Source organism: Erwinia sp. V90_4 (assembly GCF_029967685.1).
Lineage (GTDB): Bacteria > Pseudomonadota > Gammaproteobacteria > Enterobacterales > Enterobacteriaceae > Erwinia > Erwinia aphidicola.
Window position 1 is genome coordinate 33,212 of the sequence record NZ_JASCAQ010000046.1, and the last position, 23,650, is coordinate 56,861.

General features: G+C 56.7%; 24 protein-coding genes, 1 pseudogene and 1 riboswitch. Of the genes and pseudogenes, 19 read left to right on the forward strand and 6 right to left on the reverse strand.

Annotated features, from left to right (window positions below; translation table 11 throughout):
* Window positions 1-76 precede the first annotated feature (76 nt).
* The 7 genes from QLG07_RS11680 (at window position 77) to QLG07_RS11710 (ending at window position 6,752) form a co-directional block, all read left to right on the forward strand.
* Window positions 77-532, forward strand: a complete 456-nt coding sequence (locus tag QLG07_RS11680) for a hypothetical protein (RefSeq protein WP_282469265.1) — start codon at window positions 77-79, stop codon at window positions 530-532.
* Window positions 501-698 (forward strand): hypothetical protein, encoded by a 198-nt coding sequence (locus QLG07_RS11685; protein ID WP_282469266.1) that lies wholly within the window; start codon window positions 501-503, stop codon window positions 696-698. Before QLG07_RS11680 ends, QLG07_RS11685 begins: the two co-directional genes overlap by 32 nt.
* Before the next feature lie 162 nt (window positions 699-860).
* Window positions 861-2,075, forward strand: coding sequence for a D-mannonate dehydratase ManD (gene manD / locus QLG07_RS11690; RefSeq protein ID WP_048915555.1), 1,215 nt, complete (start codon window positions 861-863; stop codon window positions 2,073-2,075).
* A 10-nt stretch (window positions 2,076-2,085) separates the two neighbouring features.
* A complete protein-coding gene (locus QLG07_RS11695; RefSeq protein WP_282469267.1) occupies window positions 2,086-3,096 on the forward strand; it encodes a Zn-dependent oxidoreductase in 1,011 nt (336 codons plus the stop codon).
* 93 nt (window positions 3,097-3,189) lie between these two features.
* Entirely contained in the window at window positions 3,190-4,473 is a 1,284-nt protein-coding gene (locus QLG07_RS11700) for an MFS transporter (RefSeq protein WP_048915553.1), read from the forward strand.
* A gap of 43 nt (window positions 4,474-4,516) precedes the next feature.
* Entirely contained in the window at window positions 4,517-5,980 is a 1,464-nt protein-coding gene (locus QLG07_RS11705; RefSeq protein WP_282469268.1) for a mannitol dehydrogenase family protein, read from the forward strand.
* A gap of 91 nt (window positions 5,981-6,071) precedes the next feature.
* On the forward strand, window positions 6,072-6,752 hold the full coding sequence (locus QLG07_RS11710; RefSeq protein WP_048915551.1) for a GntR family transcriptional regulator: 681 nt from the start codon (window positions 6,072-6,074) through the stop codon (window positions 6,750-6,752).
* 88 nt (window positions 6,753-6,840) lie between these two features.
* On the opposite strand, the gene fbaB is transcribed toward QLG07_RS11710, so the two are convergent.
* The 4 genes from fbaB to thiM form a co-directional block, all read right to left on the reverse strand.
* Window positions 6,841-7,893 carry a class I fructose-bisphosphate aldolase gene (gene fbaB, locus QLG07_RS11715; RefSeq protein ID WP_048915550.1) on the reverse strand — a complete coding sequence of 351 codons (1,053 nt, stop codon included), beginning with the start codon at window positions 7,891-7,893 and terminating at the stop codon, window positions 6,841-6,843.
* 161 nt (window positions 7,894-8,054) lie between these two features.
* The gene (locus QLG07_RS11720; RefSeq protein WP_282469269.1) at window positions 8,055-9,428 is read right to left on the reverse strand and encodes a hypothetical protein; all 1,374 of its coding nucleotides are present in this window, start codon (window positions 9,426-9,428) and stop codon (window positions 8,055-8,057) included.
* Window positions 9,429-9,614: 186 nt separating this feature from the next.
* Window positions 9,615-10,415: a bifunctional hydroxymethylpyrimidine kinase/phosphomethylpyrimidine kinase gene (thiD, locus tag QLG07_RS11725; protein WP_282469270.1), complete on the reverse strand. Its 801-nt coding sequence runs from the start codon at window positions 10,413-10,415 to the stop codon at window positions 9,615-9,617.
* Window positions 10,412-11,203: a hydroxyethylthiazole kinase gene (gene thiM / locus QLG07_RS11730; RefSeq protein WP_282469271.1), complete on the reverse strand. Its 792-nt coding sequence runs from the start codon at window positions 11,201-11,203 to the stop codon at window positions 10,412-10,414. Before thiM ends, thiD begins: the two co-directional genes overlap by 4 nt.
* 34 nt (window positions 11,204-11,237) lie before the next feature.
* A riboswitch (TPP riboswitch) is annotated at window positions 11,238-11,335 on the reverse strand.
* A gap of 104 nt (window positions 11,336-11,439) precedes the next feature.
* On the opposite strand from thiM, the pseudogene QLG07_RS11735 reads away from it, so the two are divergent.
* A pseudogene (locus QLG07_RS11735) lies at window positions 11,440-11,676 on the forward strand (carbonic anhydrase family protein); the annotation flags it as partial.
* Window positions 11,677-11,684: 8 nt separating this feature from the next.
* Here QLG07_RS11735 and QLG07_RS11740 read toward each other — a convergent pair.
* Window positions 11,685-12,233 carry an XRE family transcriptional regulator gene (locus QLG07_RS11740; protein ID WP_282469272.1) on the reverse strand — a complete coding sequence of 183 codons (549 nt, stop codon included), beginning with the start codon at window positions 12,231-12,233 and terminating at the stop codon, window positions 11,685-11,687.
* Between the two features lie 103 nt (window positions 12,234-12,336).
* On the opposite strand from QLG07_RS11740, the gene QLG07_RS11745 reads away from it, so the two are divergent.
* The 4 genes from QLG07_RS11745 (at window position 12,337) to QLG07_RS11760 (ending at window position 14,200) form a co-directional block, all read left to right on the forward strand.
* Window positions 12,337-12,999, forward strand: a complete 663-nt coding sequence (locus tag QLG07_RS11745; RefSeq protein ID WP_048915545.1) for an AzlC family ABC transporter permease — start codon at window positions 12,337-12,339, stop codon at window positions 12,997-12,999.
* Window positions 12,999-13,322, forward strand: a complete 324-nt coding sequence (locus QLG07_RS11750) for an AzlD domain-containing protein (RefSeq protein ID WP_282469273.1) — start codon at window positions 12,999-13,001, stop codon at window positions 13,320-13,322. Before QLG07_RS11745 ends, QLG07_RS11750 begins: the two co-directional genes overlap by 1 nt.
* Window positions 13,323-13,415: 93 nt before the next feature.
* Window positions 13,416-13,841: a GNAT family N-acetyltransferase gene (locus QLG07_RS11755; protein WP_048915543.1), complete on the forward strand. Its 426-nt coding sequence runs from the start codon at window positions 13,416-13,418 to the stop codon at window positions 13,839-13,841.
* A gap of 110 nt (window positions 13,842-13,951) precedes the next feature.
* Window positions 13,952-14,200, forward strand: coding sequence for a hypothetical protein (locus tag QLG07_RS11760; RefSeq protein WP_062818168.1), 249 nt, complete (start codon window positions 13,952-13,954; stop codon window positions 14,198-14,200).
* 54 nt (window positions 14,201-14,254) lie between these two features.
* Here QLG07_RS11760 and apbC read toward each other — a convergent pair whose 3' ends face one another.
* Window positions 14,255-15,367 (reverse strand): iron-sulfur cluster carrier protein ApbC, encoded by a 1,113-nt coding sequence (gene apbC, locus QLG07_RS11765; protein ID WP_048915541.1) that lies wholly within the window; start codon window positions 15,365-15,367, stop codon window positions 14,255-14,257.
* 132 nt (window positions 15,368-15,499) lie between these two features.
* Here apbC and metG point away from each other — a divergent pair, with 132 nt between their 5' ends.
* From metG to cui, 7 genes are all read left to right on the forward strand, one after another.
* On the forward strand, window positions 15,500-17,581 hold the full coding sequence (gene metG / locus QLG07_RS11770; RefSeq protein ID WP_282469277.1) for a methionine--tRNA ligase: 2,082 nt from the start codon (window positions 15,500-15,502) through the stop codon (window positions 17,579-17,581).
* Between the two features lie 82 nt (window positions 17,582-17,663).
* On the forward strand, window positions 17,664-18,059 hold the full coding sequence (locus QLG07_RS11775) for a CidA/LrgA family protein (protein WP_048915539.1): 396 nt from the start codon (window positions 17,664-17,666) through the stop codon (window positions 18,057-18,059).
* On the forward strand, window positions 18,052-18,744 hold the full coding sequence (locus QLG07_RS11780) for a CidB/LrgB family autolysis modulator (protein ID WP_048915538.1): 693 nt from the start codon (window positions 18,052-18,054) through the stop codon (window positions 18,742-18,744). Before QLG07_RS11775 ends, QLG07_RS11780 begins: the two co-directional genes overlap by 8 nt.
* A gap of 123 nt (window positions 18,745-18,867) precedes the next feature.
* Window positions 18,868-19,758 carry a cytidine deaminase gene (gene cdd, locus QLG07_RS11785; RefSeq protein ID WP_282469274.1) on the forward strand — a complete coding sequence of 297 codons (891 nt, stop codon included), beginning with the start codon at window positions 18,868-18,870 and terminating at the stop codon, window positions 19,756-19,758.
* A 134-nt stretch (window positions 19,759-19,892) separates the two neighbouring features.
* A complete protein-coding gene (locus tag QLG07_RS11790) occupies window positions 19,893-21,590 on the forward strand; it encodes an NAD-dependent malic enzyme (protein WP_048915536.1) in 1,698 nt (565 codons plus the stop codon).
* Between the two features lie 151 nt (window positions 21,591-21,741).
* Window positions 21,742-22,455 carry an outer membrane permeability protein SanA gene (gene sanA, locus QLG07_RS11795; protein WP_282469275.1) on the forward strand — a complete coding sequence of 238 codons (714 nt, stop codon included), beginning with the start codon at window positions 21,742-21,744 and terminating at the stop codon, window positions 22,453-22,455.
* Between the two features lie 348 nt (window positions 22,456-22,803).
* Window positions 22,804-23,340: a colicin immunity protein Cui gene (cui, locus tag QLG07_RS11800; protein WP_282469276.1), complete on the forward strand. Its 537-nt coding sequence runs from the start codon at window positions 22,804-22,806 to the stop codon at window positions 23,338-23,340.
* The last annotated feature ends 310 nt before the right edge of the window (window positions 23,341-23,650 follow it).

A 23,650-nucleotide genomic window follows, 5' to 3' on the forward strand; every position in this document is an offset into this window, starting at 1 on the left:
GTAAGTTGTAATCGTTATTATTCGTTGTAGATGAGCAGGCGTTATTATTCTGCGGACGACAGGGACGATTGCAAGAATGGAATTTAAGACTTTTTACTATCACACTAACCGGATAACCTATATTTATCATTTCGCCTCGCGGGGGATTGAATATGAGATAAATATCGAGCAGGTCACCAACGCCGATCAGGCCACCATCAGGCTGCAGGACGGATTTACCCTGAGTAAAAATGGCGCGTATGAAGTTAGCTTTGATATTAAAGCGAACCGCTTAGCGAAGCAGTTTTATGCGCGGGCGTTGCCTGGCCAGGTGTCAGCAATACAGGTTTTTCGCCAGATTGAGAAAGCATTAATTGCACACCTCGAGGAATTTAATGCTGGTATGTATATCTTCGCCGCCAGCGATATTAAGCTGGCAGCAATTTATCTACGCATCATTAAAAAACACCACGCCAGGGGAAATACTCTGGAATCAGGCTTTAAACCCATCGGGAGGGGATATGTTATACGGACAAAATACTGTTACCGCTGAGCAAAAAGAAGCTGAGCGAAAAGAAGATGAAGAGGCGGCGCAAAGATCTCTCAGGATGTGCATTGAGATGATGGTGCGGGCCGGAGAAGCCTGGGACGCCTGGCAGGCCGAAGAAGCGGCGAAGGCAGCCGCCGCCGCGCAGGCTAACTCCTCTGCCTGCGACTAACCGATTTTCCACTACCTGATAAGCGCCACCCGGCGCTTTTTTGTCGTCCCCCCGATGTTAAGCAAATGTGATCCCCTTCGCGAATTCTGCATGAGCAACTTGTATGGTAGTACGTTAAGAGCGTATTTTTTCACCATTGTCAGCGCACAAGGCGAACTCAGAATGAAAATTGTTAAAGCAGAAGTCTTTGTTACCTGCCCAGGCAGGAACTTTGTCACCGTTAAAATCACCACTGACCAGGGGCTGACCGGCGTCGGCGATGCCACACTCAACGGGCGTGAGCTGCCCGTTGCCTCCTACCTGAAAGATCACGTCTGCCCACAGCTGATTGGCCGCAATGCGCACCAGATTGAAGATATCTGGCAGTTCTTCTATAAGGGCGCTTACTGGCGTCGTGGCCCGGTCACCATGTCGGCGATCTCTGCCGTGGACCAGGCACTGTGGGATATCAAAGGGAAAGCGGCGAATATGCCGGTTTACCAGCTGCTGGGCGGCGCATCACGCACCGGGGTGATGGTTTACTGCCATACCACCGGCCACAGCATTGATGAAGTGATGGACGACTATGCCAAACACCAGGAGCTGGGTTTTAAGGCGATCCGCGCTCAGTGCGGCGTGCCGGGGATGAAAACCACCTACGGTATGGCGAAGGGGAAAGGTGAAGCTTATGAACCCGCCACCAAAGGTGCCCGCCCGGAAGAGCAGCTGTGGTCGACCGAGAAATACCTCGACTTCACGCCGAAACTGTTTGAGGCGATCCGCGACAAGTTTGGTTTCAACGAGCATCTGCTGCACGATATGCATCACCGCCTGACCCCGATTGAAGCGGCGCGCTTTGGCAAAAGCGTGGAAGCGTACCGCCTGTTCTGGATGGAAGACCCAACCCCGGCCGAAAACCAGGAGAGCTTCCGCCTGATCCGCCAGCACACCGTCACGCCGATTGCCGTCGGCGAGGTGTTTAACAGCATCTGGGACTGCAAGCAGCTGATTGAAGAGCAGCTGATCGACTATATCCGCACCACTATTACCCACGCGGGCGGCATCACCGGGATGCGCCGTATCGCCGACTTTGCCTCGCTCTACCAGGTTCGTACCGGCTCACACGGCCCGTCCGACCTGTCGCCAATCTGCATGGCGGCGGCGCTGCACTTTGACCTCTGGGTGCCTAACTTTGGCGTGCAGGAGTATATGGGCTATTCGGAGCAGATGCTGGAGGTGTTCCCGAACAGCTGGAGCTTCGACAACGGCTATATGCATCCGGGCGACAAGCCGGGCCTCGGCATTGAGTTTGATGAGAAGCTGGCGGCGAAATATCCCTACGAACCTGCGTATCTGCCGGTGGCACGCCTGGAAGACGGCACCCTGTGGAACTGGTAAGGAGAGAACAATGAAAAGTGTGGTGATTGAACGCCCGGGCGAACTGCAGCTGCAGGAGCGCCCGCTGCTCACCCCGTCCACGGGTGAAGTGCGCGTCAAGGTGCGCTACGCCAGCATCTGCGGCTCTGACGTGCATATCTGGCACGGGCACAACCCCTTTGCCCGCTATCCGCGCGTTATCGGCCATGAGTTTTTTGGCGTAATTGACGCCGTCGGCGACGGGGTGGATGCTGCGCGCATCGGCGAACGTGTGGCGGTGGACCCGGTAGTGAGCTGCGGCTACTGCTACCCCTGCTCCATCGGCCGCCCTAACGTCTGTCGCGAGCTGCAGGTGATTGGCGTACATCGCGACGGCGGCTTCAGCGAGTATGCGCTGGCCCCGGCGGGCAATGCTTACACTCTGCCGGAAGCCATCCCTGATACGCTGGCCAGCCTGGTTGAGCCGTTTACCATCGCCGCCAATATCACCGCGTTCCTTAAGCCGCAGCCGGATGACGTGGCGCTGATTTACGGCTCCGGTCCGATGGGGCTGACCGCCATTCAGGTGCTGAAAGGCGTGTATAAGGTCAGGCAAGTGATTGTCGCCGACCGGCTGGATGAGCGACTGGCGATGGCCAAAGCCAATGGCGCGGACGTGGTGCTGAATAATGGCGAAACGCCGCTGGCAGAACAGCTGAATGGCGTGCAGCCTACGCTGATTATCGATGCCGCCTGCCATCCGTCGATTTTGGCGGAAGCGGCGGCGCTCGCCTCCCCCGCCGGGCGCATCGGCCTGCTTGGATTCTCCGGCGAGGCGTGCACCGTGACGCAGCAGAGCCTGACCAGCAAAGAGCTGTCGCTGTTCACCTCGCGCCTGAACAGCCACCGCTTCCCCGAGGTGATTGCCTGGATGGAGCAGGGGCTGATCCAGCCGGAAAAACTGGTTACCCATACGCTGCCGCTCAGTCAGATTGAGCAGGCGATGACGCTGTTCGAAAAGGATCCGCGCAGCTGCTGCAAAGTGATTTTACAGGTTAGCTAACACCAGAACGCCGCAGGCCCGGTTCCCGGCCTGCGGTCAATATCAATACCTCAATCCCTACCCACTAAAAATATAACAAGCGGAGTTATTACTATGTTTAAGAACCTGCGCTGGACGATAGTCTTATTACTGTTCCTTGTTTACATGATCAACTATCTCGACCGCGTCGCGCTGTCGCTGACCGTGCCGATGATTGAAAAAGACCTGATGCTGAACGCCGAAGAGTTTGGCCTGATTTTCGGCAGCTTCTTCTTCGGCTATGCCATCTTTAACTTTGTCGGCGGTCTGGCGACCGACAAATTCGGCCCGACGCTGACCCTCGGCGTCGCCGTCGGGATGTGGTCGCTGTTCTGCGGCTTCACCGCGCTGGCGACCGGCTTCTGGTCGATGCTGATCCTGCGCGTGCTGTTCGGCATGGCGGAAGGGCCTATCTGCGCCTCGGCTAACAAGGCGATTAACGGCTGGTTCCCGAAAAAACAGGCGGCAACCGCGATGGGGCTGCTTAGCGCGGGTTCTCCGCTCGGCGGGGCCGTGGCGGGGCCGATTATTGGCTACCTCGCCCTCGCCTTTGGCTGGCGCCCGGCGTTTGCCATTATCTGCAGCATCGGCATCGTCTGGATGGTGGTGTGGTTCTTTATCGCCTCGGATAACCCGCTAAAAAGCAAAATCATCAGCGAGCGTGAGCGCGCCCTGATTGCGCAGATGAAAGATGAGCAGCTCAGTGCGGAAGAGGAGCTGTCGCAGTCGCAGCACGGGCTCGGCTACTACCTGCGCCAGCCGATCATTCTGGTCACGGCGTTCGCCTTCTTCTGCTACAACTATATTCTCTTCTTCTTCCTGAGCTGGTTCCCGGCCTATCTGGTACAGGCGCACGGGCTGGATATTAAGGCGATGAGCATCACCACCATGATCCCGTGGATTGTCGGTTTCGTCGGCCTGGCGCTGGGTGGGATCATTTCAGACAAGATCTTTAAAGTCACCGGTAAGTTACTGCTTTCCCGCAAAATTGTGCTGGTGGTCTCGTTAATGGCAGCGGCGATTTGTGTCGGCCTGGCGGGTACGGTAAAAGAGGTAACGTCGGCGGTTGGCCTGATGTCGGTTTCCATCTTCTTCCTGTATATCACCGGGGCCATTTACTGGGCGATTATTCAGGACGTGGTGCATAAGAGCCGCGTCGGCAGTATCAGTGGTTTTATCCATCTGATTGGCAGCCTGTCCGGTATCGTTGGCCCGATTGTCACCGGCTATATCGTGCAGCACACCGGCAAGTTTGACAGCGCCTTTATCCTCGCCGGCTGCGTGGCCGCGCTGGGCGCGCTGCTGGTACTGCTGGTGATTAAACCGCCGAAAACCCATAACACCCCGGTTTCAGTGTGACCCCTGCGGGCGGGGATAACCCGCCCTAAACTAAGGATGTTTTATGCTCTCCCTCGATAAGCTTCCGCAAGACGTACAGCGCCCGCAGTATGACCGTAAGGCGCTGCGCACCCGCATGGTACATATCGGTTTTGGTGCTTTCCACCGCGCTCACCAGGCGGTATGCAGTGACCGCCTCGCCGCCGAGCAGGGCAGCGACTGGGGCTATTGTGAAATCAATCTCAACAGCGGCGAGCTGATTCAGGCTCTGCGCCAGCAGCAGCTGTGCTACAGCGTGGCAGAGATGGCCGATGACCGCCTCAATCTGCGGGTCATTGGCGTGGTGACCGCCGCTCTGCACGGCCAGTCCGACGGCATCAGTGCGGTACTGGATGCACTGTGCCAGCCGGATGTGGCGATTGTTTCGATGACCGTGACGGAAAAAGGCTACTGCCATCATCCGGCCAGCGGCAAGCTGAACCTTGAACACCCGGCTATCGTGCACGATCTGGCCCATCCGGATGCGCCTGAGTCGCTGCCGGGCATTATACTTGCCGCCATCCGCCGCCGCCGCGAGCTGGGGCTGGCTCCTTTCAGCGTGATGTCCTGTGACAATATGCCAGAAAACGGCCACGTCACGCGCCAGGTTATCAGCGCACTGGCCCGCCAGCAGCAGCCCGAACTGGCCGACTGGATTGAGCAGAACCTGACTTTCCCGTCGACCATGGTTGACCGTATCGTTCCGGCGATGACGGATGACACTCACCGCGCCCTGCACGATAAGCTGGGCTGCGAAGACCCGGTAGCCGTGGCCTGTGAACCCTTTTTCCAATGGGTGATTGAGGATAATTTTGTCAGCGGGCGCCCGGCCTGGGAGCTGGCTGGAGCAGAGCTGGTTACCGACGTGCTGCCGTTCGAAGAGATGAAGCTGCGCATGCTGAACGGCAGCCACTCTTTTCTCGCTTACCTCGGCAATCTGGCGGGCTATGAACATATCAGCGACTGTATGGCCGATGCCAAATTTAAACAGGCCGCACGCCAGCTGATGCTCGACCAGCAGGCGCCGACGCTGCGCACTCAGGGCGTGGACCTGACGGCCTACGCCGATTCCCTGATAGCCCGCTACAGCAACCGCGCAATCAAGCACCGCACCGCGCAGATTGCCAACGACGGCAGTCAGAAGCTGCCGCAGCGCTGGCTGGACAGTATTCGCTGGCACCTCGCCAACGGCAGCAACTTTGACCTGCTGGCGCTTGGCGTGGCGGGCTGGATCCGCTATGTCGCTGGCAAGAACGAACGGGGAGAGCCCATCGCGATTAACGACCCGCTGCGTGACGATCTGGCGCAGCGTGTGGCATCCAGCAGCGAAGGTCAGGAGCGCGTGAGTGCATTACTGGCGATGACTAACGTATTTGGTGAAGATTTACCCGCCAGCGCGCAGTTTGTCAGCCGGGTCAACCATTTTTACCAGCAGCTGCTCAGCCAGGGTGCCAAACTGACGGTACATCAGCGGGTTGCTGACGTTTAACGGTAGCGCATAAACGCCATGCTGATTAGACTGGTGCTTTCCCGTCGCTCGCAGGCAGGCTGCTGAGTCTGCCGCAAAAGGAAGTTGCCGAATGTCGTATACCATTACCGCCAGTGAACCGGTCAACCAGCAAATCTACCGCTTTTTGCGCCAGGAGATCGTCACTTGCGCCATTCACCCCGGTTCGCTGCTGTCGGAAAAAGAGGTGTCTGCGCGCTTCAACGTCTCGCGCCAGCCGGTGCGTGAAGCCTTTATCAAGCTGGCGGAAGCTGGACTGGTGCAGGTACTGCCGCAGCGTGGCACCTTCGTGCGTAAAATCTCCGCGCAGCGCGTGGCCGATGGGCGATTTATTCGTGAGGCGGTGGAAGTCGCAGTCGTGCGGCGGGCGGCCGTCGAAGCGAGCGCAGACGGCCTGGCGGCGCTGGAGCACAATCTGCAGCTGCAAAGACTGGCGGCAGAGCGCCATGACAGCCAGGCGTTCCTGCTGCTGGATGATGAGTTTCATCGCCTGATTGCGCAAAGTATTCACTGTGAGCTGGCATGGGAGACGGTGGAAAATATCAAAGCCACCATGGACCGTGTGCGCTTCCTGACGCTGAGCAAAGTCTCCCCGCCCGAAAGCCTGATAGAGCAGCACCAGCTGATATATCAGGCGCTGCGCGCGCGCGATGCCGATGCCGCCGAAAGTGCGCTGCGCCGTCATTTGCAGGAGATGATCTTCTCCATCACTCCGATTGCCGAGCAGAACAGCGAGTGGTTCGAAGCGCTGTGAAATCTGTCACGGGTCGACCGGAAAAAATGGTCGACCCCTACGGAATTTTGTAGGGGCTGACCCTCTTTTTCGGTCAGCCCGTTTTACCTCAGGCGATAGTCACGTTCTTCGCCAGATACACATCCTGCACCGAATTAATCAGCGCCACGCCCTCTTTCATCGACTTCTTAAACGCCTTGCGGCCAAGGATTAACCCCATGCCACCCGCACGTTTGTTGATCACCGCGGTACGCACCGATTCGGCGGTATCCGTCTCCCCTGCTGCTGCACCACCGGAGTTAATCAGCCCGGCGCGGCCCATATAGCAGTTGGCCAACTGATAACGCACCAGATCGATAGGATTATCGCTGGTCAGTTTGCTGTAAACGCGCTCGTCGGTATGACCGAACTTCAGCGCCTGGTAGCCGCCGTTATTCTCCGCCATCTTCTGCTTAACGATATCCGCCCCGATGGTGGCGGCCAGATGGTTGGCCTGGCCGGTCAGATCGGCGCTGGCGTGGTAATCCACCCCCTCCTTCTTGAAGCTATCGTTGCGCAGGTAGGCCCATAGCACGGTGACCATTCCCAGCTCATGCGCGCGCTCAAACGCGGCGGAGATCTCTTCAATCTGGCGACGCGACTGCTCAGAGCCGAAATAAATCGTGGCACCGACCGCCACCGCACCGAGGTTGAACGCCTGCTCGACGCTGGCGTAGAGGGTCTGATCATACTGCGTTGGGTAGCTGAGGGTTTCGTTGTGGTTCAGCTTGACCATAAACGGAATGCGGTGGGCATAGCGGCGCGATACCGACGCCAGCACGCCATAGGTGGACGCCACGCAGTTGCATCCGGCTTCAATCGCCAGCTCCACGATATTTTTCGGATCAAAATAGAGGGGATTGGCGGCGAAGGAGGCACCCGCAGAGTGCTCAACGCCCTGATCGACTGGCAGGATAGAGAGGTAACCTGTCCCGGCTAAACGTCCGGTGTTGTACAGGGTCTGCATATTGCGTAGTACCGCAGGCGGGCGGTTATTATCCACCATCACCCGATCGACATAATCCGCGCCCGGAAGATAGAGGCTGTCCGCTGGAATAGTCATGCAGCGATGTTGCAAAAGAGAGTCCGCTTCTTTGCCCAATAACTGTACGATGTCCGTCATGGTAACTCCTGTCAAAGTTGTGGAGGCCGCAGTCACGCGGCCCGCTGGTCAGATTTTCTGACCTCAACAGGGTGAACCCTAAACAGCCGTTAAAGCAAATTGCTGACTCCATTTTTCAGAACGATCCGCACTAAAAAGCGCAGATTAAGCGTGCACGGGATTTACAGCACCACCCCTCTCTTTTTCAACGCTTTCACCAGTTTGACCGCGCCATGATAGTTAAGGTGATCGCCATCGCGGTAATCCGTGCGGCTAAATGGTTTCTCATCATTAAAGTCGTGCAGCGTAAAGTGATAACTCTCAATGCTTTTTAGGAATGCACGACTCTCCAGTACCATCGCAGGTTCGATGTTCTGCAAATAGGCCGCAGGGAAAGGGGGAATAACGTAGTGGATACGGATGCCTTTCTCCTGCGCCAGCGCGCACATCTCGTGCAGGATCTGCTGATTAACCTGCTTACTTTTCTTATACTTATAGGATTTGCTGTGGCGCAAAGCGCGATGCTGGGCGTTCGCCTCAAACAGCGCCGGATCGGGTGAAGCCGTCGAATTAATCTGGATTTCCAGTTGGTCACTCAGATGATTAATCCTGCCAGTATCCTCCAGCAGCTGGTGGAACTCTGACAGCCTCTCGAGGTGGTTGAGTGCAGGCAGATAATGGGCCAGCAGCGCCTCATCACTATTATCCAGTAAATCATTGGTAATATCGTTGTTCGGGATGATGCGATTTTTATGGTTATAGTGGCTCATAATATGCACCACTCTGATATTATCCTCCTCGCGCGTCTTAGCTAACTCGAAGAAGAGATCAAAGTAGCCCGACATTAATATAATGGTTTTGGTTTTTTTACTGCTGGCATAATGACGCATCATTGTCTGCGCCTGACGCAGGTCCAGGCTGTGCATCGATAAATTTGTCGCCTTGCTCAAACAATTTTTTGGCAGCGAATAATAGCCGTAGGAGTTTCCTATAATCAGAGTGGGCGATTTTTTCATCAGCACCAGATTATGCTTGTGCTGCAGAAAGGAGACAAACGCATCCTGCTCGCTCGTGTAAGGAAGAGCCTTCAGCATCATAATCTGTTGGAAATCAGCGACTAAAACTGCCCCCTGCGCCTCGGGCAGATGATTAATCGCATCTGCGCCATGATCGTAAATAATTACCGGATGGCAGCTGTTGCTTAACGGCGCAGAGAGAATATCAACCGGGATGTCGCCATCACTTCCCACCTTGATATAAAATAACTCGCCGACTTTTTCCTTATCCAGAAAACCGAAAAAGTAAGTGGCATTCTCTTCATTACCCAAAAAGAAAACATCCATTTTTCTTGCGAGCAAAAGCTTTTGCCAGAAGTTAAACAGGGCTATTTTCAGTACATTTAACATGGGCAGGGAAAAGTTATTCTCAATAGTTTCAGAAAGCGCATCAATCATATTTACGGTATCACTGCTTTCATCGAGAAAAGTTTTATTCTCGGAGAGTAACAGCGCCAGCTGATTAATTTTCTCAGCAGGATCAGAGGTTAACTGCTGCACAATTGATTTAAACTGGCTGAGAAAAAGGGAATCAGGATGCAAAGTATACCGCCGTGTCAAAAGTTAAAAATGCCTCTGCAAAACTTAACACGAGCCCAGCGGCAGCAATAGTGTGTGTAGAGCTCAGATATGGCGACTTTTCTGGCGATGACTCATCGCCAGAAAAGTTGTACTGGGCGAACTTATTCACCACCACTGATGGAAATGGTGCACCGGGCCGTGCCCGTGGCCGACCTCCAGCGAGTCAGCCTGCTCCAGCGCCCCCTGCAGCCACTGTTTGGCGGCCTGCACCGTCGTTACCCAGTTATCATGGCGCGGACGCAGCGCTGCCAGCGCCGCCGAGAGCGTGCAGCCGGTGCCGTGGGTGTTGCGCGTGTTAATACGCGGTGCGGTGAAGCGCTGTTCTAACTCGCGGGTTAACAGCCAGTCAGGGCTCTCCTCTTCGCTGAGGTGGCCGCCCTTCATCAGCACCGCCTGGCAGCCGAGCGTCAGCAGCGCCCGCCCCTGTGCGCGCATCTCGGTTTCGTTGCGCGCGGGCTGGCACTGTAACAGAGCCGCGGCTTCAGGCAGGTTTGGGGTGATCAACGATACCTGCGGCAGCAGGCGTTCGCGCAGCGTGGCAACGGCCTCCACCGAGAGCAGCGGATCGCCGCTTTTCGCCAGCATCACCGTATCCAGCACCACCCATGGTGCGCTGGCACCCTTCAGGCGATCGGCCACCACGTCGACGATGGCACTTTCCGCCAGCATGCCGATTTTAATGGTGTCGATGCGGACGTCGGACAGCACCGAATCCAGCTGCGCGGCGACAAAATCCGGCTCAATGCGATATACCGACTGCACCCCGGTAGTATTTTGCGCCACCAGCGCGGTGATCACGCTGGTGCCGTAAGCGCCCAGCGCGGAGAACGCCTTAAGATCGGCTTGAATACCCGCCCCGCCGCTCGGGTCGGTACCGGCAATAGTCATGGCGTTGATACGTTTCATACCAGCGCCTCCGGATTGAGTTGGTACAGGGCATCGAGAAACGCCGGGATAAAGCTGCCCGGCCCCTTCACCTGCGCGGCAGCACGCTCGCCAGCCAGCGACACCACGCGGCAGGCGCTGGCGACATTCACCAGACGGTCGCCCGGCAGCGCGGCAAACCCGGCCACCACCGCCGACAGTGCACAGCCGGTACCTACCACGCGAGTCATCAATGGCGAACCGCCGCTCACGCTTAGCGTGCGCTGCCCGTCGGTGACAAAATCGACCTCGCCGGTTACCGCAATCACCGCGCCGCTGGCAAGCGCTAGGGTTTCGGCGGCCTGTAACGCTGCATCCGACGGATGCAGGCTGTCGACGCCACGCCCGCTGACCGCCTGTTTTGCCAGCGCCATAATTTCGGAAGCATTACCGCGGATCGCGGCGGGCCTGCTCGCCAGCAGCTGCTGACAGAATTCACTGCGGAAATCCAGCGCGCCGACCGCCACCGGGTCCAGCGTCCAGGCGTGTCCGGCGCCATTCGCCGCGCCGATCGCCGCACGCATCGCGTCACTGCGCGAATGCGTTAGCGTGCCGACGTTGACCAGTAAGGCATCGGCGATGGCGCTGAACTGCGCGGCTTCATCCGGGTCGATCACCATCGCCGGGGAGGCCCCCAGCGCCAGCAGCACGTTGGCGGTAAAGGTTTGCACCACGTCATTGGTCATACAGTGGATTAACGGTGATTTTTGGCGAAACAGCGCCAGAGAGTGGGCCACGTCGGCGTGGCTGAGGCTTTGAGGTTGGATCATGATTACTCCCAACCGGCGATCAAGAAGGCGATGCCGGTCGGGCATCTGACTTCCCTACGCTGGCATTATCCAGTTCAGGTTATGCGGGTTTTTCTCAGCCGGACGGTAGGTCTGGCACCCCGAGTCATTGATAAATCATTAAATTTTCGAATTCATTACGCCTGCAGCGAAGTCACAGAATACGGGGGATGGCGCTATCTTGTAAACCCATTTGTCATGCATCCGAATACGAGACGCAGAGTGTGAAGCTGGATGAGCGTTATGACCTGAAACCCCTGTTCCCGACCGATCTACACTACTACCGTTTCAGCGGCTCGCTGACCACACCACCTTGCACAGAGGGCTTGCGCTGGCTGGTGATGAAAAATCCGGTCACCTTGTCCGCAGCACAGCTGGCGCAGTTCCAGAAAGCGCTGGCACAGAGCAACAATCGCCCGGTGCAGCCGCTGAATGGCCGTATGGTGGTCGAGTAAAGGCTTTTCTATCCCTGCTCCGCCACCAGCAGCGCCAGCGTATCCGGCTCCAGTGCCTTGAAGATATGCGGGCGATCGCCGGGATAGCAGATGTAATCGCCGGGAAATAACTCTTCCGGCGACTCTTTCAGCCCCACCAGCGCCCGCCCCTGGGTGATGATAATATGCTCAACAGAGCCGGGAATATGGGGCTGTGAGAGGCGTTCCTCGCCAGGCTGGGTGATCAGCAAATAGATATCCCGCCGCGCGCCCGGCGGACAGCTGGCCAGCAGGATGGCCTCATAGTTGCCGCGCTCGGCCACCACTTTACTTCCCTCTCCGCGCCGTATCACCTGAGTCTTATTGCTCTCCGGCTCCAGCAGTTTAGCAAACGGGATATTCAGCGCCACGCACAGCGCCCACAGCGTTTCCAGGCTGGGATTGCCGTTACCCGCCTCCAGCTGCGACAGCGTGGATTTAGCGATCTCTGCCCGCCGGGCGACTTCGGCCAGCGACAGCCCTGCGCGCGTCCGCTCGCGCACCAGGCTTTGGGCAATCAGGGCGATTGGCTGGGTCATGCCTTACCTCACAGTTCGTTAAAACGAACGAAACGTTCGTCTTGATAACCTATTCTAATGCGTTCATTATAATGGCAGTTTCGTTCGATAGGGTTAGAAAAGCATGTTTAGCCACAATTTTTCCTCGCTGACGCCCGCCACGCGTAAGGCGATCTACCTGATCTGCCTCGCCGTTGGCGTGGTGGGTGTTTCCTACGGTTCTCTGGCAACGGCTTACGGTTTTCCGCTGTGGGTGCCGCTGTTCTCCTCGCTGTTTGTGCTGGCCGGGGCGTCAGAGTTTATGTTTATCGCCATTATTGCCAGCGGCGGCAATCCGTTAGCCGCCGCCGCCGCCGGGCTGCTGGTCAATGCCCGCCATTTTCCGTTTGGCATTGCGGTGCGCGACCTGGTCGGTTCACGCCTCTCCGCGCTGCTTGGCTGCCATATTATGAATGACGAGAGCGTGGTATTTGGCCTGTCGCAGTCCACGCCGCAGCAGCGTAAGGCCGCATTCTGGCTGTGCGGGCTGGGGGTGGCGATCGTCTGGCCGCTTGGGGCGCTGATCGGCAGCCTGATTGGCACCCTGCTGCCCGATACCAGCGTGATTGGGCTGGATGCCGTGTTCCCGGCGATCCTGCTGGCGCTGGTGATCCCGGCGTTTAAGTCTCGTACCACCCTGACGCGCGCCTCCTGCGGCGCGGCGCTGTCGCTGCTGGCAGTGCCGTTTACTCCGGTCGGCTTACCGGTGCTGCTGTCGATGGCCGGCCTGCTGGCGAGGAGGAAATAATGCCCGCTCACTCTTTGATCATCAGCGGTATCGCGATTCTGGCGCTCGGCACCTGGCTGATGCGTTTTGCCGGCGCAAAACTCGGTAACCGCATGGCGCTGTCAGAAAATGCGCGCATGCTGCTCTCCGATGCCGCCACCACGCTGCTGTTTGCCGTTGCCCTGGCGAATACCTTCTATGAAGGGGTACATTTTGCCGGGATTGCCCGCGTGGCTGGGGTGGCCGTGGCCGTGGTGCTGGCCTGGCGTAAGGCGCCGCTGATCGTCGTGATCTTCGCGGCGGCGCTGATCACCGCCCTGCTGCGTTATGCCGGGGTCAGCTAACCTCCTTTGCGCGCTTTTTCTTCTTCAGAAACGGCTGTTTTGCGATAAACTCTGCGCCGTTGCCACACGGCGTTTTGCTGCAGGAGTTTCATCATGAATATTCGTCCGTTTACCGAAGCTGACCGCCCATTTTTGCGCACGCTGTTTCTCGCCTCGCGCAAGGCGAACTGGACCTGGCTGGACGACGCTGAATGGCAGTTAGAGGATTTTGACCGCGTGACGCTCGGCGAGCGCGTACTGGTGGCAGAAGAGGACGGGCACCGCGTGGGTTTTGCCGCGGTGCTGGATAACGATAACTTTTTGCACAGCCTGTTTATTGATCCGGCCTGGCAGGGCAGCGGCGCGGGCAGCGCGCTGTTGCAGGCGGTACAGAACAGCTTTACCTCTACCGGGGCGCTCAAGTGTCTGGCGGAAAACTTACAGGCGCAGAGCTTCTATAAAAAGCACGGCTGGCGGGTAGTGGCGCAGGGCGAGAGCGACCAGGGTGAATACCTGTTAATGCACTACGTGCTGAAATAGCCGCCACCGCAGCATCACACCTGCACTGAAATATAAAATCGGCTTGCCGCCTGTCGAACACAACCGACTATAATGCGGTTTTAGCTCTAAGAATGGCGCCAGAACCGACGATGACCAACAGACCTCTTCACGAACAGGCGGGCGTAAGCAAAAACGCTTATGAGATGCTGCAATATCTGAAGCGCATTGCGCGTGGCGACAAGGCCTTTACTATCCAGGACACCCTGCTCAACCACCGCTGCAACGTGACGCCGGATAATGACTTTACCCTGATTAACCAGCTGTTTGACGGCGGGAAAATCGATTTTGATTATTCGATGGTGGATGGCTTCCAGCAGCGGCACGTGCGTTTAGTGTGAAATATCTTAAACGGGCCGACCAGAATAAAGGTCGGCCCCAACAAAGATAGAGAATTACAGCGCGCGGAAGGCGATATCCTGCGGGATAACGTCGCCCTGCCAGTAAAGCTGGGCCGCCACGGCGTTCGCCAGCTGGCGGTAAAGGCGCGTAAACTCACTGTCCGGTCGGCGCACCACGGTTGGCTCACCAGCATCGAGGTCTTCGCGCAGGCTGATGTGCAGCGGCATCTGGCTCAGCAGCCGGGTGTGATACTGCGCCGCCAGCTTCTCCGCCCCGCCGGTGCCAAAGATCGGTTCATGATGGCCGCACTGGCTACAGATATGCATGCTCATATTTTCCACCACGCCCAGTACCGGGACGTTGACCTTCTCGAACATCACAATGCCCTTGCGCGCATCCAGCAGCGCAATATCCTGCGGTGTGGTGACCACTATCGCCCCGGTTACCGGCACGTTCTGCGCCAGCGTCAGCTGGATGTCTCCGGTGCCTGGCGGCATATCGAGGATCAGGTAATCCAGCTCCGGCCACAGCGTTTCATTCAGCAGCTGCATCAGCGCCTTGCTGGCCATCGGGCCGCGCCACACCATGGCGTTATCTTCGCTGACCAGGTAGCCAATCGAGTTGGTTGCCAGGCCGTGCGCCATTATCGGCGCCATATGCGTGCCGTCCGGTGAGGTCGGGCGCTGATCTTCCACGCCGAGCATGTCCGGGATCGACGGGCCGTAGATATCCGCATCCAGCAAACCCACTTTCGCCCCTTCCGCGGCCAGCGCCAGCGCCAGATTCACCGCCGTCGTCGATTTCCCCACCCCGCCCTTACCGGAGCTGATGGCGATAATATTTTTCACGCCGTTGGTGCCCGGGCGGTTTTTCACCCGCTGCAGAGTGGCAACATCCAGCGTTAAGCGCCAGGCGATCGCACTCGCCTGAGTCAGGCGCAGCAGCTCGGCGCTGAGCGAAGCTTTCAGCTCCTCAAACGGGCTTTGCCAGACAAACGGCATGCTCAGTTCGATATGCAGCGTGTTATCCATCAGCGCGCAGTGGCGTAACGCCTTCAACGTAGTGAGGTTGTGCTGCAGAGTGGGGTGTTCAAACGTCGTCAGCACGCCCATCACGATAGCACGCAGCGCCTCGGGGGAGTGATGCCCCCTGGATTGTGAAGTCATCTCGGTTCCTTGATATTGCTGGTGGTTTTGTTCGATATCTGCGTTTAAGCATATCAGATCTGCCATGTGCTGACCTTAGCCGCTGGAAAAATCCTCTGGCAGTAGAAGCCCTTGTTTACGCAGGGTCCGGCAATCGGTTACCATCTAAACCCCTTTTTCAACAGGTATGAGCTAAGTCTCACTATGACTCAAGTCGCGAAAAAAATTTTGGTAACGTGCGCACTGCCGTACGCTAACGGCTCCATCCATCTCGGCCACATGCTCGAGCATATCCAGGCAGATATTTGGGTCCGATACCAGCGAATGCGCGGCAATCAGGTTTACTTCATCTGTGCCGATGACGCACACGGTACGCCAATCATGCTGAAAGCTCAGCAGATGGGTATTGCGCCGGAGCAGATGATTGCCGAGATGAGTCAGGAACATCAGACCGACTTTGCCGGTTTCGAAATCAGCTATGACAACTACCACTCGACGCACAGCGAAGAGAACCGTGAGCTGTCTGAGCTGATCTATACTCGTCTGAAAGAGAACGGTTTTATTAAGAACCGTACCATCTCTCAGCTCTACGACCCGGAAAAGGGCATGTTCCTGCCGGACCGTTTTGTCAAAGGCACCTGCCCAAAATGTAAATCTCCGGATCAGTACGGCGACAACTGTGAAGTGTGCTCGGCCACGTACAGCCCGACCGAACTGATCGACCCGAAATCGGTGGTTTCTGGCGCCACGCCGGTGATGCGTGACTCTGAGCACTTCTTCTTTGACCTGCCAGAGTTCAGCGCCATGCTGCAGGCGTGGACGCGCTCCGGCGCGCTGCAGGAGCAGGTGGCGAATAAGATGCAGGAGTGGTTTGAATCCGGCCTGCAGCAGTGGGATATCTCGCGCGATGCCCCCTACTTCGGCTTCGAAATTCCCGGTGCGCCGGGCAAATACTTCTACGTCTGGCTGGATGCCCCCATCGGTTACATGGGCTCGTTCAAGAACCTGTGTGATAAGCGTGGCGACATCAACTTTGACGACTTCTGGAAGAAAGATTCGGACGCCGAGCTGTACCACTTCATCGGCAAGGACATCGTCTACTTCCACAGCCTGTTCTGGCCGGCGATGCTGGAAGGCAGCAATTTCCGCAAGCCTACCAACCTGTTTGTGCACGGCTATGTCACGGTCAACGGCGCGAAAATGTCTAAATCGCGCGGCACCTTTATTAAGGCCAGCACCTGGTTGCAGCACCTGGATGCCGACAGCCTGCGCTACTACTACGCGGCCAAGCTCTCTTCGCGTATCGACGATATCGACCTCAATCTGGAAGATTACGTGCAGCGCGTTAATGCGGACATCGTAAACAAGGTGGTGAACCTGGCCTCGCGCAATGCCGGTTTCATCAACAAACGCTTTGGCGGCCAGCTGTCTGCTGAACTGGCCGACCCGGCGCTGTACAAAACCTTTACTGATGCCGCTGAGAGCATTGGCGAAGCCTGGACCAGCCGTGAATTTGGCCGTGCCATCCGCGAAATCATGGCGCTGGCCGACGTGGCCAACCGCTATGTTGACGAGCAGGCTCCGTGGGTAGTGGCGAAGCAGGAAGGCCGCGATGCCGATCTACAGGCGATCTGTTCAATGGGCATCAATATGTTCCGCGTGCTGATGACCTGGCTGAAGCCGGTGATGCCTTCGCTGGCCGAGCGCACCGAAGCCTTCCTGAATCAGGAACTGAGCTGGGACGGCATTCAGCAGCCGCTGCTGAGCCACAACATTTCGGCGTTCAAGGCGCTGTATAACCGCGTTGAAATGGACAAGGTTAACGGCCTGATTGAAGCCTCCAAAGAAGATGCCGCGGCGGCAAAAGCACCGGCTAGCGGCCCGCTGGCGGACGACCCGATCGCTGAAACCATCAGCTTTGACGACTTCGCCAAAGTTGATATGCGTATCGCGCTGATTGAGAATGCCGAGTTCGTTGAAGGTTCTGACAAGCTGCTGCGCCTGTCGCTGGATCTCGGCGGCGAGAAGCGCAACGTGTTTTCCGGCATCCGCGCCGCCTATCCTGACCCGGCGCTGCTGGTCGGCCGCCTGACGGTGATGGTAGCGAACCTGGCGCCGCGTAAAATGCGCTTTGGCATCTCGGAAGGAATGGTGATGGCAGCCGGTCCTGGCGGGAAGGATATCTTCCTGCTCAGCCCTGACAGCGGCGCACAGCCAGGCCAGGCGGTTAAGTAACTTCGTAGGGGCGGGGCATGCCCCGCCCGGGTCAGGCATGCCTGACCCCTACGGCGATTGTCGTTCAATCCTGGGGCCGACCATGCGCAACGTTCCGCTTGTTTTATGGCAATACCTCCGCGCCTTCTTCATAATCTACCTCTGTCTTTTTGCCGGTCGCGGCATTGAAACGCTGTTGCCCGTCGCCATCCCCGGTAGCATTCTCGGTATGCTGCTGCTGTTTGCCCTGCTCGCTTCACAGCTGCTGCCCGTTCACTGGGTGAAACCCGGCTGTCATCTGCTGATCCGCTATATGGCGCTGCTGTTCGTGCCGATCAGCGTCGGCGTGATGAACGATATGGATATTCTCACCGCCCAGTTTGCCCCAATTGTGCTCTCCTGCATTGTCAGCACCCTGATTGTACTGGTGACCGTCGGCCTGATTTCGCAGCGCCTCAACGATCGCCACATCCAGCGGGCGGGAGGCGAAAATGAGTGATATCTGGTGGTCGCTACCGCTGACTATTGCGGTGTTCTTCGCGGCGCGAAGGCTGGCGGCAAAAGTGAAAGTGTCGATCGTCAATCCGCTGCTGATCGCCATGGCGGTGATTATTCCGCTGCTTTTGCTGCTGCAGCTGCCCTATACGCGCTACTTTCAGGGCAGCAAGCTGCTCAATGACCTGCTGCAACCGGCCGTGGTAGCGCTGGCGCTGCCGCTGTATGAGCAGATGCATCAGATCCGCGCACGCTGGAAATCGATTATCAGCGTATGCTTTATCGGCAGCCTGACGGCGATGATCTCCGGCACCGCGATTGCGCTGTGGCTGGGCGCAACGCCGCAGATCGCCGCTACCCTGCTGCCGAAATCGGTCACCACGCCGATTGCGATGGCAGTCTCCGGCACGCTGGGCGGCATCCCGGCGATCAGCGCCATCTGCGTGCTGCTGGCCGGGGTGCTCGGCGCGGTGTTCGGCCATATGCTGCTGAACCTACTGAAGGTGCGCAGTAAAGCGGCGCGCGGGCTGGCGATTGGTAATGCATCACACGCTCTTGGCACCGCTCGCGCTGCTGAAGTGGACTATCAGGAGGGCGCATTCAGTTCGCTGGCGCTGGTACTGTGCGGGATTATCACTTCCCTGCTGGCGCCGTTTATTTTCCCGCTGCTGATGGCGCTGTGGGGGTAAAACTTGCGATAAGTCTCGCAATTTGTTGATCGTTTTCATGTATTGCATTGATAGAGCGATTCAGATCACATATAAATGGCTGCCGGCCCGCTAGCACGGGCGGCTTTTTGCGAGAGGCTTACTATGCACCCACGTTATCAGCAGGCATTTGCCACGCTGCCTACCCTGTTACAGAGCGCTTTGCAGCCGATATTATCCGCTGACGACTTTGCCGGATTTATCACTGCCAGCCAGGCACACCAGTTAAAACAGCACTGCGGTTACAGTGACAGCGAGCTGGCCTTTGCCCTGCTGCCGCTGGCGGCGGCCTGCGCCGTGGCCACCCTGTCTGATTTTAAAGTGGGGGCGATTGCGCGCGGAGCCAGCGGCACGCTGTGGTTTGGTGCCAATATGGAATTTGCCGGGGCCACCATGCAGCAGACGGTGCATGCCGAGCAGAGCGCGGTCACCCATGCCTGGCTGCGCGGGGAAAGCGCGCTGGCCTCGATAACCGTCAACTACACGCCGTGCGGCCACTGCCGCCAGTTTATGAACGAGCTGAACAGCGGAACGCAGCTGACGATTGAACTACCCGGCCGCGCTGCCGCAACGCTGGGCCACTATCTGCCGGACTCTTTCGGCCCGCGCGACCTGGCGATCACCACCCTGCTGATGGATGCCGTCGACCACGGCATCGTCCCTTCGGGTGATACGCTGGAGCAGGCCGCCATGAATGCCGCCAACCGCAGCCATGCCCCTTACAGCCAGGCTTACAGCGGCGTGGCGCTGGAGACGGCTGAAGGGGGTATCTTCGCCGGAAGCTACGCGGAAAATGCCGCCTTTAACCCTGGCCTGCCGCCGTTGCAGGGGGCACTGAACCTGCTGAACCTGGCAGGGCACAGCCTGAATACCATCCAGCGTGCAGTACTGGCTGAATCCCCGCAGGCGAAGCTGAGCCAGCAGAATGCCACCGCCGCCACCCTGGCTGCCCTCGGCTGCGGTAATCTCAGCGTCGTTGCTCTGGTTAAAGCGTAACAAAGCCTCTGTTCGTCGAGGAGGATCGCAGCTTTTGTTATTACTTGTTAACAAAAGCTGTACTTTCAGATGAATTATTTTAGGATTGGCGCCACGACACTTCCGATCCTGACACCTGACAGAGTATTAATTGCATGGAACTCGAATACGAAAGTAAACGACCGCTGTATATCCCCTATGCCGGCCCTATCCTGCTGGAATTTCCCCTTCTGAACAAAGGCAGTGCGTTCTCCATTGAAGAGCGTAATGACTTCAACCTGAATGGTCTGCTGCCAGAGACGGTGGAAACCATTGAGGAGCAGGCTGAGCGTGCATGGCGCCAGTTCCAGGACTTTAAAAACGATAACGATAAGCACGTCTACCTGCGCAATATTCAGGACACTAACGAAACGCTGTTCTACCGCCTGCTGGACAATCATCTGGAAAAGATGATGCCAATTATTTACACCCCGACCGTGGGCGCGGCCTGTGAGCACTTCTCCGAAATCTACCGCCGCGCGCGCGGCCTGTTTATCTCCTACCCGAACCGCTCCAGCATTGAAGACATGCTGCAAAACGCCACCAAGCAAAACGTGAAGGTGATCGTGGTCACCGACGGCGAGCGCATCCTTGGCCTGGGCGACCAGGGCATCGGCGGTATGGGCATTCCTATCGGTAAGCTGTCGCTGTACACCGCCTGTGGCGGCATCAGCCCGGCGTATACCCTGCCGGTGGTGCTGGATGTCGGCACCAACAATCAGCAGCTGCTGAACGACCCGCTGTATATGGGATGGCGCCATCCGCGCATCACCGGCGAAGAGTATGACGCGTTCGTCAACGAGTTCATCAACGCTGTCAAGAGCCGCTGGCCGAACGTGCTGCTGCAGTTTGAGGACTTCGCGCAGAAGAATGCCATGCCGCTGCTGGAGCGCTATCGCGACGAAGTGTGCTGCTTTAACGATGATATCCAGGGCACCGCAGCGGTGACGCTGGGTACGCTGATCGCCGCCAGCCGCGCCGCGGGCAGCAGGCTGTGCGAGCAGAAGGTGGTGTTCCTTGGTGCCGGTTCCGCGGGTTGCGGCATCGCCGAGCAGATCGTCGCGCAGATGAAGTCTGAAGGGCTCAGCGACGAAGAGGCGCGCGGGCGCGTATTTATGGTCGACCGCTTTGGCCTGCTGACCGACAAACTGCCAAATCTGCTTAACTTCCAGAGCAAGCTGGTGCAGAAAAGCGACGGCCTGAGCGGCTGGGACAGCAGCAGCGATTCGCTGTCGCTGCTCGACGTGGTGCGTAACGCGCAGCCAAGTATTATGATCGGTGTTTCCGGCCAGCCGGGCCTGTTCAGCGAAGAGATCGTGCGCGAGATGCATAAGCACTGCGCACGCCCGATCATTATGCCGCTGTCGAACCCGACTTCACGCGTGGAAGCAACGCCGCAGGATATTATGGCGTGGACCGACGGCAATGCGCTGGTCGCCACCGGCAGCCCGTTCTCCCCGGTGAGCTGGAAGGATAAAACCTACCCTATCGCACAGTGCAATAACTCCTATATCTTCCCGGGTATTGGGCTTGGCGTGATTGCCTCTGGCGCGACCCGCGTCACTGACAGCATGCTGATGGCGGCCAGCCGCGCGCTGGCCGACTGTTCCCCGCTGGCGAACGAGGGCAGCGGCCCGGTGCTGCCTGAAGTGAAGGACATTCAGGGCGTGTCGAAAGTGATCGCAATGGCGGTCGGTAAAGCCGCACAGCTGGCCGGCGTTGCCGTGGTGACTTCTGAAGATGTACTGTCGAAAGCCATCGCCGCCAACTTCTGGCTGCCGCAGTATCGTAATTACCGCCGCACCTCAATTTGATCGTCTGAACCCTCACTTGATAGCCGGGTGCAGCATTGCGCCCGGTTATTTGTGCGAAATCCCGCCATCCGACGCACTGTCACTTGCTTCACTCCCCTGCCTCAAGTAGCCTTGAATTCTCTTTTGATTGCCAACCCGAGCGCCGTCCAGCATGTTGAAACGCCTGATTTATGGTCTGATTATCATCGTCGCCCTGATGGTGATGGCCGCGCTTGGCCTGGACCGCTGGATCAGCTGGAAAACGGCACCCTATATATATGACGATCTGAAAACGCTGCCGCACCGTCAGGTTGGCGTGGTCCTGGGCACCGCGAAATATTATCGCACCGGGGTAATCAATCAGTATTATCTCTATCGCATGCAGGGCGCGTTGAACGCCTACAACAGCGGCAAGGTGAACTATCTGCTGCTGAGCGGGGATAACGCGTTACAGACCTACAACGAGCCCATGACCATGCGCCGCGACCTGATCGCCGCAGGCGTTGAGCCATCCGATATCGTGCTGGACTATGCCGGTTTCCGCACCCTCGATTCGATTGTGCGCACGCGTAAGGTCTTTGATACCAACGACTTTATTATCATCACCCAGCGCTTCCACTGCGAGCGTGCGCTGTTTATCGCCCTCCATATGGGCATTCAGGCGCAGTGCTATGCGGTGCCATCACCCAAGAATATGCTGAGCGTGCGTATGCGTGAAGTCGGCGCCCGCCTCGGCGCGCTGGCGGACCTGTACCTGATGAAGCGTGAACCGCGCTTCCTCGGACCGCTGGTGCCGATCCCCGCCGTACACGAAGTGCCGGAAGATGCGCAGAGCTACCCGGCGGTGACGCCAGAGCAGCTGCTGGAGATCCAGCAGAAGAGATAAGGCTTAAGCGTTAAATCCACTGTGCGTGTTATCAGCCTATTTCCGAAATAAAAAGGGCCGACCCAAAAGCGGTCGGCCCCTACGCGATCTTCTGCCACTTGTAGGGGTTGACCTTCTTTTTCGGTCAACCCGTTGCAGTGTATATTATTTTTCGAATAGTCTTGCCAAATAATAACCTGCATCAGGGTTTGCTATTAGCAAAATAACCCATTGGAAACAATACGGGATTTTTTGATTCAGTAGCCATGATGTAGCTTGCAGTCAATCGCGACATCATCATCCTTGAACAATGATCGTGCGTGAGTATACTGTGGAAACGACTGGAAATTCCTATTAGCAGGAGGCTATATGACCGAAGATGAAAACATCAGAAACGGACAGCAAATTTCAAAGCATCTCTTTTTAATTCTTTTTATTGGATTAATTCCGTTTATCGCTATTTTTATCCTGTTAACGTTAAATCCTTATATGAAAGTTTTCATCACTATCGCAGATTTGACACGTGACTGGCCGGGAATGACTTCAGCACACAATCCGCTGATGAGTAAAATAATGGATGTTTACTTGAAATTTTTCCCAACATTCTGTTTATTTTACGCTTTCATAACATTTAAATACACCATTCCCAAAGACAACCCTCATCTCCTAAAATCTATTTTTGCAGCTCTCCTTATGATTGCCTTGGGCGCCCTGCTGGTATATTACATCTCTTACTGCAACCATGAGCTAACCAGAGAATTCAGGTTTCACAGAATAATATCTTACAGCGATTTTTTTATGACACTTTTCTTTATGTTAGCTTTTTCAGCATTTTATTTTATTGGTTCCTTTTCATTAACAGGAATAATCGGTAACTCACGCGTAATCATAAAAGGGCGCGGTTAGCGCCTAGTGGATTATTTACGGTCAGGAACCTACTTTTATTAGAAATTATTAAGTGGCGGTGCAGTGGCGGAGAGAAGACAACCCATAACACCATGACTTACATGCTACTTATTGGCTGTTTTACGAACTCAATATTTTTGAATATATTTATAGCATTTAAAAAAACAAAAAAAACAGTTCAATCGACATGAATAAAATAAACAAAACGACATTAAACACTGGTTTCCCTATAGACTGGACGAGAATAAAACGTTAAATCCACTGTGCGTGTTATCAGCCTATTTCCGAAATAAAAAGGGCCGACCCAAAA

Coding starts and splice junctions, on each gene's coding strand:
- QLG07_RS11680 (WP_282469265.1), top strand. CDS start 77: ATGGAATTTAAGACTTTTTACTATCACACTAACCGGATAACCTATATT.
- QLG07_RS11685 (WP_282469266.1), top strand. CDS start 501: ATGTTATACGGACAAAATACTGTTACCGCTGAGCAAAAAGAAGCTGAG.
- manD (WP_048915555.1), top strand. CDS start 861: ATGAAAATTGTTAAAGCAGAAGTCTTTGTTACCTGCCCAGGCAGGAAC.
- QLG07_RS11695 (WP_282469267.1), top strand. CDS start 2,086: ATGAAAAGTGTGGTGATTGAACGCCCGGGCGAACTGCAGCTGCAGGAG.
- QLG07_RS11700 (WP_048915553.1), top strand. CDS start 3,190: ATGTTTAAGAACCTGCGCTGGACGATAGTCTTATTACTGTTCCTTGTT.
- QLG07_RS11705 (WP_282469268.1), top strand. CDS start 4,517: ATGCTCTCCCTCGATAAGCTTCCGCAAGACGTACAGCGCCCGCAGTAT.
- QLG07_RS11710 (WP_048915551.1), top strand. CDS start 6,072: ATGTCGTATACCATTACCGCCAGTGAACCGGTCAACCAGCAAATCTAC.
- fbaB (WP_048915550.1), bottom strand. CDS start 7,893: ATGACGGACATCGTACAGTTATTGGGCAAAGAAGCGGACTCTCTTTTG.
- thiD (WP_282469270.1), bottom strand. CDS start 10,415: ATGAAACGTATCAACGCCATGACTATTGCCGGTACCGACCCGAGCGGC.
- thiM (WP_282469271.1), bottom strand. CDS start 11,203: ATGATCCAACCTCAAAGCCTCAGCCACGCCGACGTGGCCCACTCTCTG.
- QLG07_RS11740 (WP_282469272.1), bottom strand. CDS start 12,233: ATGACCCAGCCAATCGCCCTGATTGCCCAAAGCCTGGTGCGCGAGCGG.
- QLG07_RS11745 (WP_048915545.1), top strand. CDS start 12,337: ATGTTTAGCCACAATTTTTCCTCGCTGACGCCCGCCACGCGTAAGGCG.
- QLG07_RS11750 (WP_282469273.1), top strand. CDS start 12,999: ATGCCCGCTCACTCTTTGATCATCAGCGGTATCGCGATTCTGGCGCTC.
- QLG07_RS11755 (WP_048915543.1), top strand. CDS start 13,416: ATGAATATTCGTCCGTTTACCGAAGCTGACCGCCCATTTTTGCGCACG.
- QLG07_RS11760 (WP_062818168.1), top strand. CDS start 13,952: ATGACCAACAGACCTCTTCACGAACAGGCGGGCGTAAGCAAAAACGCT.
- apbC (WP_048915541.1), bottom strand. CDS start 15,367: ATGACTTCACAATCCAGGGGGCATCACTCCCCCGAGGCGCTGCGTGCT.
- QLG07_RS11775 (WP_048915539.1), top strand. CDS start 17,664: ATGCGCAACGTTCCGCTTGTTTTATGGCAATACCTCCGCGCCTTCTTC.
- QLG07_RS11780 (WP_048915538.1), top strand. CDS start 18,052: ATGAGTGATATCTGGTGGTCGCTACCGCTGACTATTGCGGTGTTCTTC.
- cdd (WP_282469274.1), top strand. CDS start 18,868: ATGCACCCACGTTATCAGCAGGCATTTGCCACGCTGCCTACCCTGTTA.
- QLG07_RS11790 (WP_048915536.1), top strand. CDS start 19,893: ATGGAACTCGAATACGAAAGTAAACGACCGCTGTATATCCCCTATGCC.
- sanA (WP_282469275.1), top strand. CDS start 21,742: ATGTTGAAACGCCTGATTTATGGTCTGATTATCATCGTCGCCCTGATG.
- cui (WP_282469276.1), top strand. CDS start 22,804: ATGACCGAAGATGAAAACATCAGAAACGGACAGCAAATTTCAAAGCAT.